Here is a 13719-nt window from a genome sequence, read left to right on the forward strand (position 1 = left end):
CCCCGCCCATGGCCACCACCACCGCTTCCAACCCCTACAAGCACAATGTCTTCGCCGCGTTCCAGGCCGTTCGCAAGCTGATGGCGAACGGCAACGACACGGAGCAGGTGTTCCGCATCATGCGCGCGCTCAACGGGCCGTCCATGCCCCGCAACTTCAACCGGCTGCTGAGCACGCCCGACGGGCGGCGCATGGTCTACCAGCGCATCGAGCTGGCGGAGCGCCTGTCCGATCCCGCCTACGTGGCCAGGTTCGCACCGGGCACGGTGGGCGCGGCCTATCGCGCGTTCCTGGAACAGACCGGCTACAGCGCTGACGGGCTGGCCAAGGTCTCGAACCTGGACCAGGAACCGTTGATCGAGGACGCCTACATGTGGTTCGGCCGGCGTACCCGCGACATCCACGACATCTGGCATGTGCTCACCGGCTACCGGGCCGATGAAAGCCTTGGCGAAGCCGCACTGGTGGCATTCAGCTATGCGCAGACCGGCGGCAAGGGCTGGGCCTTCATCGCCATCGCGGCGTCGCTGAAAAGCCTGCGCGTGAGCGGCAGCCTGGCCTTTGCGCGGGCCGTGCTGGAAGGCTACCGGCTGGGCCGGCGCGCCCGCTGGCTGTTGGGCGAGGACTATGAAAAGCTGCTGCACGAACCCATCGGCGCGGCCCGCGCGCGGCTTGGCATTGCCGAACCCCAGCGCTACCTGGCCTGCAATCCCGATCCCCTGCAGGAGTGGACGGCCTGAAGCGCTGCTGCGTGCCCCCCAAAAAAAAGCGACCACGGCCGGGTCGCTTTTTTGATGGTGCGCAGCGCGATCAGACGATACGGCAGGCTTCGTCGAACGACAGGCGCGGGCCGCGCGGGAACAGCTTGTCGGCCTCGCCGTAGCCCAGGTTGCACAGGAAGTTGACCTGCCACTTGCCATCGGGGAAGAAGGCTGCGTTGACCTTGTCGGCATCGAAGCCGCCCATCGGGCCGCAGTCCAGGCCCAGCGCGCGCGCCGCCAGGATGAAGTAGCCGCCTTGCAGCGAGCTGTTCATCAGCGCGTCGCGGGCGATCTTCTCGTCGTTGCCGGCGTACCAGGAACGGGCGTCGGCATGCGGGAACAGCTTGGGCAGCTGGTCGTGGAAGGCGGTGTCGAAGGCGATGATGGCCGTCACCGGCGCCGAACGGGTCTTGTCGACGTTGCCGGCCGACACGCAGTCCACCAGACGCGCCTTCTCGGCAGCGCTCTTGACGAACACGATGCGCGCCGGGCTGCTGTTGGCAGCGGTCGGGCCGAACTTCATCGCTTCATAGATCTGGTGCAGCACGGCGTCGTCCACGTGGCGGTCCTGCCACACGTTGTGCGTGCGGGCTTCGGTGAACAGCTGCGCCAGCGCGGCGTTGTCGATCTGGGACATGCGCTTCTTTCCTGTACGGGATTTGAGGGAAGGGGCGATTGTACCCAACGCTTTGTGCGCGCCACGACAGCGCCTTTGAGCAACCCGTTCAATTCCCTTGCATATCGGCGCGGGCCGGCGCCGGCGCACTGCCCCTGCGGGTCAGCCACAGCACGCCGGCCAGGATCAGCCCGCCACCCACGGCCTGCGCCGTGCCGATATGCTCGCCCAGCAGCAGCGCCGCCAGCAACACGGTGACCACCGGCTCCAGCGTCGACAGCATCGACGCCTGCGCCGCGCCCAGTCGCTGCAGGCCGGCGAAGAAGGTCAGGATCGCCAGCACCGTCGACAGCAGCGCGATGCCCGCCAGCGCCAGCCAGCCGCCGGCAGTGGCCGGGAACTGCGGCGGCGCGCCCGCCCCCATCCGCAGCAGGCCGACGGCGCCGTAGACCAGCGCCGCCGCGGTGCAGATCACCGTGGTGGTGGCAATCGGGTTGACGCCAGCGGTCACGCGCGCGCCGACGATGATATAGACCGAGTAGATCACCGCCGCCGCCAGCCCCAGCGCGATCCCCAGCGGCGAGCCCTCGCCGCCGCCGACGGTCAGGCCGGCGCCGACCGAGCACAGCACCAGCGCGATCACCGCGGCGGTGGTCAGCCGCTCCTTCAGGAAGATGGCCGCCAGGATCGTCACGAACAGCGGGTACAGGTACAGCAGCAGCGCCACCAGGCTGGCCTGCGCATGGTTGAGTGCGCTGAAGAAGCAGAACGACTGGCCGACATAGCCGATGCCGCCCATCGCCGCCAGCGCCAGCACGCGGCGCCACGGCGGCAGGCCGATGCCGCGCGTGCGCATCACCCAGGCCAGTGCCGCGGCGGCCAGCACGAAGCGCACCAGCAGCAGCCCGTAGACATCCGCGCCGGCCGCGTAGGCAAAGCGCGCGAAGATCGCCATGGCGCCAAAGGCGCTGGCCGACAGCGCGATCAGCAGCACGCCGGCCAGCTTGTCGCGGGCATGGTCCGGGGCGGTTTGGGCGGAAGCGGTCATCGGGCGGGCGGGAAGTCGGCGATCCCGCATTCTACTTGGCGCCGTCTGCAGCAACCGGACCGCCAGCGCGGGCCGCGGCCCTCGTTTACAATGTCGCCACCATGTTTAATCCCTCACGAGAAGAAGTCCGCCGGTTCTTCTGCGATGCCTGGCAGAAGCAGCTCACAGGCGGCGTGCTGACCCCGCTGGAAGCCATCGCTGTAGACTGGATCGGCGAGCACCCCGAGTACCACGGCCTGCTGCGCGACACCGAAGGTGCGCTGTCGCAGGACTACACACCCGAGCAAGGCCAGACCAACCCCTTCCTGCACCTGTCGATGCACCTGTCGATCTCCGAGCAGGTCTCGGTCGACCAGCCGCGCGGCATCCGCCAGGCCTATGAGGCGCTGGCACGCCGCCTGGATTCCCCGCACGAAGCGCAGCACCAGGTGATGGAATGCCTGGGCGAAATGCTGTGGCAGGCACAGCGCACCGGCCAGCCGCCCGACGGCGACCACTATGTCGATTGCGTCAAGCGCCGCGCCAACCGCTAAGTCCGGTACGCGTCACGCATCAAGTGCAGCGTACAATTCGTCACAACCCTCCGATGGGTGCGTGGTAGTCTTTGCGGGTCCGCATTTTCCCTAGCCGCGTTGCCGTCACATGGCGGCGCGGTGCCCGCAAGCCATGTCCCGTATTACCCTCCCCCGCCGGCGCCGGCTCGCGCCCGCCGGCCGCGCCGTTGCCCCGCTCTGCCTGTCGCTGATGCTGGCCTGCCCCCTCGCCGGCCACGCCGGCGTGGCGCTGTTGCAGCCGCCGCGCGTGATCGACGGCAACCAGCCGCTCACGCTGACGCTGGTGGTCAGCGCCGACGACGCCACGCGCCGCTACCGTATTCCCGACACGCTCGAAGTGACCGCCTCGGGCGACCTGCAGGCGCCGGTGCGGCTGGTGCTGTGGCGCGAAGTCTCGGGCCCGGCCGTGGTCAACCTGCGCCGCGGCGAGCACCGCGCGATCCGCTACACGGTGGCGCTGCCGCCGGCCCTGCGCGGCCAGGTGCGGCTGGATGCCACCGGCATCGACGCCGCGCCGGTGCTGTTGACGCTGAACCGCCTGCCGCGGCCCGGTGAATCCGCCACCGCTGAGCCGCCGGTTGCCGGCAAGGCGCTGGCAGCGAACGGCTTGGAGCCGGCCACCGAAGCCGCCGTACCGGTGACCCCGGTCACCACCGCCGACGCTGCCGCACCCGCTCCGGCCGACCTGCGCGACAGCGCCCGGCTATCGTTCCATGACCCGATGTATTTCATGGTCGGCGCGCATGACGGGGCCAACGCCAAGTTCCAGCTGAGCTTCAAGTACCGCCTCTTCCAGGGCGAAGATCCGGCGTCGAAGCGTCTGTTCGACAACCTCTACGTGGCCTACACCCAGTTCTCGCTATGGGACCTGTCCGAGCAGTCCAAGCCGTTCCGCGACACCAACTACCGGCCCAGCCTGTTCTATTACCTGTCGGATACCGGCGTGCGCAACAACGCCATCAGCCGGCTGTCGCTGGCGGCCGGCCTGGAGCATGAATCCAATGGCCGCAACGGCGACGACTCGCGCAGCATCAATACGGTCTTCGTCAAGCCGACCTTCTACTTTGGCGACCAGAACGACTGGCACTGGCGCGTCGCGCCCAAGCTCTACGCCTACGTGGAAAAGGGCGACAACCCCGACATCGCCCACTACCGCGGTTTCATGGACCTGGGCATTGCCTACGGGCGCCCGGACTCATGGGAGTTCTCCGCCACGCTGCGCAAGGGCACGCGCAAGTGGTACGGCAGTGTCGACGCGCAGCTGACCTACCCGATGGCGCGGCTGATCCCCGGCACCGCGGGCTACCTGATGGCGGGCTACTTCGTCGGCTATGGCGAGAGCCTGCTGGACTACAACCACAAGCTGCCGTGGCAGTTCCGCATCGGCTACGCGCTGTCCCGCTGAACCCACTCAGCCGGCCAGCGGCTTGCCGCTGGCCTTGAGCCGCGCATTGGCCACCGCGGCGGCAAACTGGCCGTGGCCATGCCAGCCGGTGGCGCGGCCCAGCTTCTTGCCGTTCCGGAAGAACATGAACACCGGGATGCCATGCAGGCCAAAGCGCCGGCCCAGCCCGGGATGCGCGTAGACGTTGGCATGCAGCCAGCGCAGTTCCAGCGCGCGGATCGGTTCGGGGTTGGCCAGCATGGCCTTCTTGGCCATCTCGCAGTTGAAGCAGTCCTCCCCCCAGAAGAACACGCACACCAGCGCATCGCCCGCAGCGGCGATGGCGGCGTCGATGCTGCCGTCATCGACCTCGCGCATGCCGAATGCCTCGAAGGCGCGGTGGTCGAGGTGGGGGGCCGGGAATGTCGCCGGGCCAGCGCCTGGTTCAGTGGTCATGCTCGCTCCAGAATGACAAACGCCCGGGCCAGCCGGCACCGGGCGTCAGGTCGCGATCCAGGACGGCACGCCGCCGCCCCAGGCGGCCTTATTTCGGTGCCGCCACCGTCACCAGAGCCGGCCGCAGCACGCGCTCGGCAATGGTGTAGCCGCGCTGGAGCACGGTCACCACGGTATTGGGTTCCTGGTCCGCCGGCACCATCGAGATGGCCTGGTGGCGGTGCGGGTCAAATTTTTCGCCCACCGGGTTGAGTTCAACGATCTTGCCTCGCTCAAAGGCGGCGGCCAGCTGGCGCGCGGTCAGCTCGACGCCTTCGCGCAGCTTGGCGATATCGCCCGAGCCGTCGGCCAGCGCGGCCTGCAGGCTGTCCATCACCGGCAGCAGGTTGTCGGCGAAGTTCTCGATGGCGAACTTGTGCGCCTTGGCGACATCTTCCTGCGCCCGGCGGCGGATGTTCTCGCCCTCGGCAACGGCGCGCATATACAGGTCGTAATGCTCGCGCGCCTTGGCTTCCAGGGCGGCCAGCTGGGCCGCCACGTCGTCCACGGCAGCGGTTTCCGGCGCGCCGGCCTCCTGGCTGGCGTTGGCCGCCTCATCGCCAGCGGGCGTAGGCGTCTGGGTGGTTGGCGTCTGCTTCTGTTCTTCCATGTCGATCCGTATCAATGCATTGTCGCGGCCCGCCATGGGCCTGGCCGCGGGTGGTAAATCGGCGCGTGTTCCGTGCAGGTGGTGGCAAGGCGCAGGTTTTCAAGAGTGGCGCTGGCGTGACGCGGAAACACACGGTTACAAAGGCCAGGCATATGCAATCGACGCCTTATTGCTTTGCTGCATCGCAATCACTAAGATTCCCAGTAATAAAAATGACAAAAATGCCGGGGGTTGTGGAGATGGTTCATCTTTGTGCCTCTTCCGGAAGGTTGGCCATGCATAAGCTGCCAGTCGTGACACTCTGCCTTGTGGCCGCATTGGCGGTCATGACCGTCTTTATCTGCCTTTCCGGCGCATTCACCCCGCGCGATACGGAGTATGGCAGCGGCAAGGCGGTGTTCAAGCACTACATCGTCCCTATCGTCAGCCAGGAAGTCACGCAGGAATAAGCGCCACCTGACCCTGGTCCAAGCGCGCGGCGGCAGCGGGGGCTTCCCGGTGCCGCCGCATTGTCATTTCAGCTCTTCAGGTGGTCGATGCGGCGCCGGTCCCGCTTGGTCGGGCGCCCCTGGATCTGCGCGGACGGCTCCGGCTGCAGGCGCCGGCGCTCGGCGTCGGCCAGCCGGCGCGACTGGCTTTCGGCACTTTCCTCGTACAGCGTCTGCGCCACCGGCGCCGGCCCGCGCGCCGGGGCAATGCCTTTCACCACCAGTTCCCAGCGCTGCTGGTGCGCTTCCAGCACCACCATGTCGCCGGGCTTCACCTCGCGCGAGTTCTTGCATGGCTGGCCGTTGACGGTCACCTTGCTGCGCTCCACCGCTTCGGCCGCGAGCGAGCGCGTCTTGAAGAAGCGCGCGCACCACAGCCATTTGTCGATGCGCTGGCGCGCATCCGGCTCAAAGTCGACATTCATGCCGCCGCTCCCCGGGTCTGGGCGCGCGTGCGCCGTGCTTCCAGTTCATGCGGATGCGGCGTGGCCAGCGGCCAGCCCTGCAGGTGCTGCAGCGCGATCTCGGCCATGGCCGCGACCCACGGATCGGCGTCATTCAGGCACGGGATGAAGTGGAAATCCTTGCCGCCCGCGACCTTGAACTCGGTCTGCCCTTCCATGGCGATTTCCTCCAGGGTCTCGATGCAGTCGGCCGGAAAGCCGGGACAGAAGACATCGACCCGGCCCGCGCCGACCTTGCCCAGCTCGGCCAGCGTCGGCGCGGTGTACGGCTGCAGCCATTCCGCCTTGCCGAAACGAGACTGGAACGTCACCTGGTACTGGCCCGGCTGCAGGCCCAGCGCCTCGCCCAGCAGCCGGCCGGTCTTCAGGCATTCGCAGTGATAGGGGTCACCCAGCTCCAGCGTACGCCGCGGCACACCGTGGAACGACAGGATCAGCTTGTCGCCGCGGGCAAAGTCCGGCATGCCGTGGCGCGCCCAGTAGGCGCCGACCTGCTGGTGCAGCGCCGAGATATAGGCCGGATGGTCATGGAAATGCTTGACCAGCCGCAGCTCGGGCTGGTTGCGCCACTGGCCCAGCACCCGGAACACCTCGTCGAAGGCCGTGGCCGTGGTGGTGCCGGAGTATTGCGGATACATCGGCAGCACCAGCACCTGCTCGCAGCCCTGCCGGCGCAGCGCCTCCAGCACCGAGGCGATCGACGGGTTGCCGTAGCGCATTGCGCACGCGACCGTCACCTCATGGCCGTGCTGGTTCATCAGCCGCTGCAGCGCATGGGCCTGGCGCTCGCTGTAGACCAGCAGCGGCGAGCCCGTCATATGGGCCTCGCGCAGCCAGATCGATTCGTATTTCAGCGCCGAGGCGCGCGAACGCAGCGGCAGGATCACCCCATGCAGCAGCGGCAGCCAGGCCGCGCGCGGGATCTCGACCACGCGCGGGTCGGACAGGAACTCCTTCAGGTAGCGCCCCACCGCCTTGGGCGTGGGAGCGTCCGGGGTGCCCAGGTTGACCAGCAGGATCGCCGTGCGCGGCGCGTGGCCGTGCTGGTAGGCCGGTTCGGGAGAAAACGTCATGTCGCTTCCGGGTTGACACGGTGCCGGGATGGCGCCGGTGCGGCGCACCGGCGATTGCCGCGCTCGGCAGGAATGGGGCCGCTTGTCAGACCAGCCAGTCTTTGCACTAGTTCTGGCTCAGGGCGCTGGACAGCAGGCGCGCGGTGATGTCGACGATGGGGATCACGCGCTCATACGCCATGCGCGTGGGGCCGATCACGCCGAGCGTGCCGACGATCTGGCCGTCGACCTCGTACGGGGCGGTGATGACCGCCATGTCTTCGATCGGCACCAGCCGGCTTTCGCCGCCGATAAAGATCTGCACACCCTGCGCATGGCTGGACACGTCCAGCAGCTGCAGCAGGCTGGTCTTGTGCTCGAACACGTCGAACAGGCGCCGCAGCTTGTCCATGCTGGAGGCCAGGTCTTCCACTTCCAGCAGCTTGCGCTCGCCACTGATGAAGACGTGGTCGTCGTCCTCGTCCTCGGCGACGCTGCCGGCCTCGACCGCGGCCTGCATCAGCTGCGACATGTCGCGGCGCAGGTCCTGCAGTTCCACCCGCAGGTGGCCGCGCACCGCGTCGAAGCTCATGCCGGCATAGTGCGAGTTGAAGAAGTTGGCCGCCTCGATCAGCTGGGCCGGCGTGTACGACAGCTCGGTCTGGATGATGCGGTTCTGCACGTCGCCCTCGGGGCTGACGATGATCAGCAGGATGCGCTTGTCCGACAGCCGCATGAATTCGATCTGCCGGAACGCCTGCGCGCGGCGCGGCGTCATCACCACGCCGGCGAAGTGCGACAGGTTGGACAGCGTGCGCGCCGCCGCCGTGATCATGCGCTGCGGCCCCAGCTGCTGGCCGCCGAGCTGGTCCTGGATCTGGCCGGTCAGCTCGGCCAGGTCGGCGTTGCGCTCCAGCGGCTTGGCCGTCAGCATCGAATCGACGAACAGCCGGTAGCCGCGCGGGGTCGGGATACGGCCGGCCGAGGTGTGCGGACTGGCAATAAAGCCCATTTCCTCCAGATCGGACATCACATTGCGAATCGTCGCAGGCGACAGGTCCAGCCCCGAGTATTTCGACAAGGTGCGGGAACCGACCGGCTGCCCTTCGGCAATATAGCGCTCGATCAGGGTCTTGAGCAGCGTTTTGGAGCGTTCATCCATGATGCCCCGATTTTACGCAAGTTTTGGACCTTCTGGCGGCCGGCCTGGCCCGCTCGCTGGCGCCTGCTGACAAGCGTCATGGCGGTATGGTCTAATCCACGCATGTCCGCCCCCCCGAAAGCCAGCGCCGTGCGCACTTCGTTCAAGACCGTCGCCCTGGTGGGCCGGTACTCCACTGCCGGCATCGAAGGGCCGCTGGAGGAGATCGCCTCTTATATCCTGCGCAACGGGCAGGACGTGGTGTTCGAGCGCGAAACCTCGCTCGCCACCGGGCTGACCGCCTACCCTGCCCTGTCCGCCGAGGAGATCGGCCGGCAGGCCGACGTGGCCGTGGTGCTGGGCGGCGACGGCACGCTGCTGGGCATCGCCCGCCAGCTCGCCGGCTATGACGTGCCATTGATCGGCGTCAACCACGGGCGGCTGGGCTTCATGACCGACATCGCGCTGGAAGACGCGCACACCGTGCTGCCCGACATGCTCGACGGCCGCTATGAGGCCGAGACCCGCCTGCTGCTGGAATCGCGCGTGGTGCGCGACGACATGAACATCTTCTCCGCGCTGGCCCTGAACGACGTGGTGGTGAACCGCTCGGGCATCTCCGGCATGGTCGAGCTGGCGGTGTCGGTGGACGGCCACTTCATGTACAACCAGCGCTCGGACGGCCTGATCGTGTCGACCACCACCGGGTCCACCGCCTACGCGCTGTCCGCCGGCGGCCCGATCCTGCATCCGACGCTGTCGGGCGTGGTGCTGGTGCCGATTGCCCCGCACGCGCTGTCCAACCGCCCGATCGTGCTGCCGCACGACGCCGAGGTCACCATCGAGGTGGCCAGCGCGCGCGACGCCAGCGTCAACTTCGACATGCAGTCGCTGACCTCGCTGCTGCCGGGCGACCGCATCGTGGTGCGGCGCTCCGAAAAGACCATCAACCTGCTGCACCCGGTCGGCTACAACTACTACGCCACGCTGCGCAAGAAGCTGCACTGGCACGAATACCCGTCCGAGGACAACCGCCTCTGAGCCAGTATCAAGCCGCCCTCCAAGCCTGAGCCCGAACCCATCGGACCGACTACCTTCCACGCCACGATGCTGCGCAGCCTGTCCATCCGCGATTTCGTCATCGTCGATACGCTCGACCTGGACTTCACCACTGGCTTCACCGTCTTCACCGGCGAGACCGGCGCCGGCAAATCCATCCTGATCGATGCCCTGGCGCTGGTGCTGGGCGAACGCGCCGATGCCGGCGTGGTGCGCGAAGGCGCCCCGCGCGCCAGCGTCAGCGCCACCTTCTCGACCCACCCGGCACTGGATGCCTGGCTGGCCGAGCGCGAGCTCAACAGCGAAGCGGAAGACGGCGTGCATACCGTGCTGCTGCGCCGCACGGTCGATGCCGGCGGCCGCAGCAAGGCCTTTATCAACGGCGCCGCCGCCACCCTGGCGCAGCTGCGCGAAGTCGGCGACCAGCTGGTCGACATCCACGGCCAGCACGCGCACCAGCTGCTGCTGCGCCCCGATGCGCAGCGGCTGCTGTTCGACGCCCACGCCGGCCTCACCCAGCAGGCCGGCGCGGTGGCCGAGGCCTGGCGCGCCTGGCGTGCCTGCGTGCGCCAGCGCGAGGCGGTGGAACACCAGTCGCGCGAGATGCAGCTCGAACGCGAGCGGCTGGAATGGCAGGTCGGCGAACTGGACAAGCTCAACCCGCAGCCGGGCGAATGGGAAGAGATCCAGTCCGAGTACAACCGGCTGTCGCATGCCGCCGGCCTGATCGACGGCAGCCGCGCCGCGCTGGACGCACTGTCCGAGGCCGACGGCTCGGTGCTGTCGGCGCTGAATACCATCGTGCACAAGCTGCAGCAGCTGGCCGATGTCGATGGCGCGCTGCGCGACGTGCTGGCCGCGCTCGAGCCCGCGCAGATGCAGGCCGAGGAAGCCGCGCACTCGCTCACGCGCTATGTCGACCGGCTCGAACTCGATCCCGAGCGGCTGCAGGCGGTCGACGAACGCATGCAGGCGCTGCACGCCACCGCGCGCAAGTACCGCCTGCCGCCCGAGCAGCTGCCCGACGAGCTGGTGGCCCGCCGCCAGCAGCTGGACGACCTGCAGGCCGCGCAGGACCTGAACAAGGTGATGGCGCGCGAGGCCGCGGCCAAGGCCGCCTACCTGACCCTGGCGCAGCATCTCAGCCACGCCCGCAAGCAGGCCGCGCAGGCGCTGTCCGCCGCGGTCACCGACGCCATGCAGGGCCTGTCGATGGCCGGCGGCAGCTTTGTCGCCGCGCTCAATGCGCTCGACGAAGGCCAGAGCCACGGGCTCGAGCAGGTCGAATTCCTGGTCGCCGGCCATGCCGGCGTGAGCCCGCGGCCGCTGGCCCGGGTGGCGTCGGGCGGCGAGCTGGCGCGCATCAGCCTGGCGATCTCGGTGATCACCAGCGAAGCCTCGCCCACGCCCACGCTGATCTTCGACGAGGTCGATACCGGCATCGGCGGCGCGGTGGCCGAGGTGGTCGGCCGGCGCCTGCAGGAGCTGGGCCGCGCGCGCCAGGTGCTGTGCGTGACGCACCTGCCGCAAGTGGCGGCGCAGGCCGGCACGCACCTGCTGGTGAGCAAGGAAACCACCGATGCGGGCGACGGTTCGGTCACGCGCTCGCGCATCAGGGTGCTGGACCCCGCCGGGCGCGTGGTCGAGACCGCGCGCATGCTGGGCGGCGCCACTGTCACCGCCACCACGCTGCAACATGCGGAAGAAATGCTGGCGCAAGGCATGGCCGGCGGCCAGGGCAGCCAGCCCGCGCGCGGTGCGGGCGGCAAGGATGGCCGGCGCAGCCGCCGCGCCGCCGGCTGACGGCCCCGCCCGCCCCGCACGTGCGCCAATCCATACACTGACAGGAGCTTCACCATGACCCGCCAAGCGCAAGCCGGCCTCCGGCAACGACCGCGCGCATCGCTGCGCGCCGTGCTGGCCATCGCCACCGCCGCATCGGCCGCACTGCTGGCGCTGTCCGCCTGCCAGGCCCAGCCCAAGTCCTCGGCCCCGCCGCCGGGCAGCATCAGCGATGACCGTTCCCTTGGCGACATCATGGTGCGCTTCAAGCCGCCCGCGGTGAACCTGTCGGAGGACGCCGGCAAGCTGCTGGCCGGGATCAAGGGCCCGATCCGCTATGTGGTCAAGCGCCCGATGTCCGGCGGCGTCTGGCTGGTCACCGCGATCTCGCCGTCGGCGGATGCCACCATCGACCAGGCGGTCGAAACCCTGCGCGCCACGCCCCGCATCGAGACCGCCGAGCCCGACCGCGTGCTCAAGCCTAACCGCAACATTCCCACCAGCCGTGACATGCCGCAGAGCTGAGCCCGACTGCAGGACGGTTCTTAAGCCTTCGGTCGCCCTTGCGCAACGACGCTGAATCGTATTCGCTACATAACAAGCCCCCGCGCGCTACGCCCCAGGAGGTATGCATGCCGCAACCCGCGCAGTCCGACTTCCGTAGCAGCCCCGTGGCCCGCCGCTGGCGGGCCATCGTCATCGCCGCCGCCGCTGTGTGCGGCGCAATACCGGCCAGCGCGGCACTGGCTGCCGGCGTCCATGCCGCACCCGCCTACACCGGCCAGATCATCGTGCGCTGGCGTGACGGCGCCGATGGCACAAGCAAGACGCCCGCAGCCGCGGCGGATGCGCTCAAGCAGCTGAGCGCGCGCACCGGCATTGCCGTCACGGCGCGCCGCGCCATGGGCGGCAACCTGCAACTGCTGCAGGTCCCCGACGCACTGGCAGCCGACCCGGAAGGCGCGGCGGCCCGGCTGCGCCAGGACCCGCGCATCGCCGATGCCGTGCCCGACCGCTGGCTGAAGCTGCACGACACCCTGCCCAACGATTCCGAGTTCATCTCGCGCCAGCCTTACCTGATGGGCACCGGCACGGCGGTGGGCGGCGTCAACCTGCCGCGCGCGTGGGACCGCAGCCGCGGCAGCAGCGGCGTGGTGATCGCGGTGGTGGACACCGGCATCCTGCCGCACCCCGACCTGGCGGCGCGCGTGTTGCCTGGCTACGACTTCATCAGCAGCAGCACCATTTCCAATGACGGCGATGGCCGCGACGCCGATGCCACCGATGCCGGCGACAACGTGACAGCGGGTTTCTCGTGCCCGGGTGGATCGCCGGCCCCGACGACCGAGCCCAACAGTTGGCACGGCACCCGTGTCGCCAGCGTGCTGGGCGCGCTGACCAACAACGCGCAGGACATCGCGGGCGTCGACTGGAACGCGCGCATCCTGCCGGTGCGCGTCTCGGGCCGCTGCGGCGCGCTGCTGTCCGATACCGTCGATGCCATGCGCTGGGCCGGCGGCTTGTCGGTACCCAACGTGCCGGCCAATCCGACGCCGGCGCGCGTGGTCAATATCAGCCTCGGCGGCGGCACCTGCAGCAGCATTGAGCAACAGGCCGTCACCGACCTGAACGCGCGCGGCGTGGTGGTGGTGGCCGCCGCCGGCAACGAGCGCGGCGCGGTGGAGGCGCCGGGCGACTGCAGCGGCGTGATCGCGGTCACGGCGCATGCCAACGACGGCGAGAATGCCAGCTATGCCAATGTCGGCCCGCAGGTCGCGATCAGCGCGCCAGGCGGCGGGTGTGGCAACTCGCAGGTAGTCAATGGGCAGTGCACGACCGCGCCCTCGGTCATTCGCACCCTGAACAACGATGGCAAGACTGGCCTGGGCAACTATGTGGTGACGTCATCCGCGGGCACCAGCTTCGCCGCACCGATGGTCTCGGGCGTGGTGGCCATGATGTTCGCGGTCAATGGCTCGCTGACCCCGGCCCAGGTCACCGCGGCGCTGAAGTCTTCGGCACGCCCGCATCCGTCCGGCACCTATTGCACCACCAATCCGGGCGTCTGCGGCGCCGGCCTGCTCGATGCCGACGGCGCACTGGCGGCCGCGGCGGGCATGCCACCGGCGCAGGCTGCGCCGGCACCGGCCTCGGGCAACGGTGGTGGCGGTGGCGGCGGCGCCGTTGCGCCCTGGACCGCGGTGCTGCTGGCGCTGTCCGGCCTGCTGGCCTTCGCGCTGCGGCGCCGCATGTAAGCCCGGCGCC

15 protein-coding genes are annotated in these 13719 nt (G+C 68.9%); 8 read left to right on the forward strand and 7 right to left on the reverse strand.

The features are described 5' to 3' along the window. Positions 1-8: 8 nt before the first annotated feature. A complete protein-coding gene (locus I6H87_RS01295; protein ID WP_011614902.1) occupies positions 9-740 on the forward strand; it encodes a Coq4 family protein in 732 nt (243 codons plus the stop codon). A 70-nt stretch (positions 741-810) separates the two neighbouring features. Here the strand turns inward: I6H87_RS01295 and I6H87_RS01300 are convergent, their stop codons facing one another. Both I6H87_RS01300 and I6H87_RS01305 read right to left on the reverse strand, forming a co-directional pair. Next, positions 811-1398 carry a malonic semialdehyde reductase gene (locus I6H87_RS01300; protein ID WP_010809042.1) on the reverse strand — a complete coding sequence of 196 codons (588 nt, stop codon included), beginning with the start codon at positions 1396-1398 and terminating at the stop codon, positions 811-813. An 88-nt stretch (positions 1399-1486) separates the two neighbouring features. Beyond that, complete coding sequence (locus I6H87_RS01305; RefSeq protein ID WP_041687238.1) at positions 1487-2425, reverse strand: DMT family transporter; 939 nt, start codon at positions 2423-2425, stop codon at positions 1487-1489. A 101-nt stretch (positions 2426-2526) separates the two neighbouring features. On the opposite strand from I6H87_RS01305, the gene I6H87_RS01310 reads away from it, so the two are divergent. Both I6H87_RS01310 and I6H87_RS01315 read left to right on the forward strand, forming a co-directional pair. After that, positions 2527-2958 (forward strand): DUF1841 family protein, encoded by a 432-nt coding sequence (locus I6H87_RS01310; RefSeq protein ID WP_010809044.1) that lies wholly within the window; start codon positions 2527-2529, stop codon positions 2956-2958. Between the two features lie 133 nt (positions 2959-3091). Further along, the gene (locus I6H87_RS01315) at positions 3092-4384 is read left to right on the forward strand and encodes a phospholipase A (RefSeq protein WP_011614900.1); all 1293 of its coding nucleotides are present in this window, start codon (positions 3092-3094) and stop codon (positions 4382-4384) included. Between the two features lie 6 nt (positions 4385-4390). On the opposite strand, the gene I6H87_RS01320 is transcribed toward I6H87_RS01315, so the two are convergent. Together I6H87_RS01320 and grpE are read right to left on the reverse strand one after the other, a co-directional pair. After that, a complete protein-coding gene (locus tag I6H87_RS01320) occupies positions 4391-4819 on the reverse strand; it encodes a thioredoxin family protein (protein ID WP_011614899.1) in 429 nt (142 codons plus the stop codon). An 88-nt stretch (positions 4820-4907) separates the two neighbouring features. After that, entirely contained in the window at positions 4908-5468 is a 561-nt protein-coding gene (grpE, locus tag I6H87_RS01325) for a nucleotide exchange factor GrpE (RefSeq protein WP_010809047.1), read from the reverse strand. Between the two features lie 275 nt (positions 5469-5743). Here grpE and I6H87_RS01330 point away from each other — a divergent pair, with 275 nt between their 5' ends. Further along, positions 5744-5917, forward strand: coding sequence for a hypothetical protein (locus I6H87_RS01330; RefSeq protein ID WP_010809048.1), 174 nt, complete (start codon positions 5744-5746; stop codon positions 5915-5917). A gap of 68 nt (positions 5918-5985) precedes the next feature. On the opposite strand, the gene I6H87_RS01335 is transcribed toward I6H87_RS01330, so the two are convergent. From I6H87_RS01335 to hrcA, 3 genes are all read right to left on the reverse strand, one after another. Further along, the gene (locus I6H87_RS01335) at positions 5986-6381 is read right to left on the reverse strand and encodes an RNA-binding S4 domain-containing protein (RefSeq protein ID WP_010809049.1); all 396 of its coding nucleotides are present in this window, start codon (positions 6379-6381) and stop codon (positions 5986-5988) included. Next, the gene (gene hemH / locus I6H87_RS01340; RefSeq protein ID WP_010809050.1) at positions 6378-7493 is read right to left on the reverse strand and encodes a ferrochelatase; all 1116 of its coding nucleotides are present in this window, start codon (positions 7491-7493) and stop codon (positions 6378-6380) included. Before hemH ends, I6H87_RS01335 begins: the two co-directional genes overlap by 4 nt. Positions 7494-7599: 106 nt before the next feature. Continuing rightward, positions 7600-8634, reverse strand: a complete 1035-nt coding sequence (gene hrcA, locus I6H87_RS01345; RefSeq protein ID WP_010809051.1) for a heat-inducible transcriptional repressor HrcA — start codon at positions 8632-8634, stop codon at positions 7600-7602. A 102-nt stretch (positions 8635-8736) separates the two neighbouring features. Here hrcA and I6H87_RS01350 point away from each other — a divergent pair, with 102 nt between their 5' ends. The 4 genes from I6H87_RS01350 to mprA all read left to right on the forward strand — a co-directional run bounded on the left by I6H87_RS01350 (position 8737) and on the right by mprA (position 13709). Then, positions 8737-9654 (forward strand): NAD kinase, encoded by a 918-nt coding sequence (locus I6H87_RS01350; RefSeq protein WP_011614898.1) that lies wholly within the window; start codon positions 8737-8739, stop codon positions 9652-9654. A 66-nt stretch (positions 9655-9720) separates the two neighbouring features. Next, positions 9721-11475, forward strand: coding sequence for a DNA repair protein RecN (recN, locus tag I6H87_RS01355; protein WP_011614897.1), 1755 nt, complete (start codon positions 9721-9723; stop codon positions 11473-11475). 54 nt (positions 11476-11529) lie between these two features. Continuing rightward, positions 11530-11979 carry a hypothetical protein gene (locus tag I6H87_RS01360; protein ID WP_011614896.1) on the forward strand — a complete coding sequence of 150 codons (450 nt, stop codon included), beginning with the start codon at positions 11530-11532 and terminating at the stop codon, positions 11977-11979. Between the two features lie 107 nt (positions 11980-12086). Beyond that, positions 12087-13709, forward strand: a complete 1623-nt coding sequence (gene mprA / locus I6H87_RS01365) for an MprA protease, GlyGly-CTERM protein-sorting domain-containing form (RefSeq protein ID WP_011614895.1) — start codon at positions 12087-12089, stop codon at positions 13707-13709. The last annotated feature ends 10 nt before the right edge of the window (positions 13710-13719 follow it).

It is taken from the genome of Cupriavidus necator (assembly GCF_016127575.1).
GTDB classification, from domain to species: domain Bacteria; phylum Pseudomonadota; class Gammaproteobacteria; order Burkholderiales; family Burkholderiaceae; genus Cupriavidus; species Cupriavidus necator_D.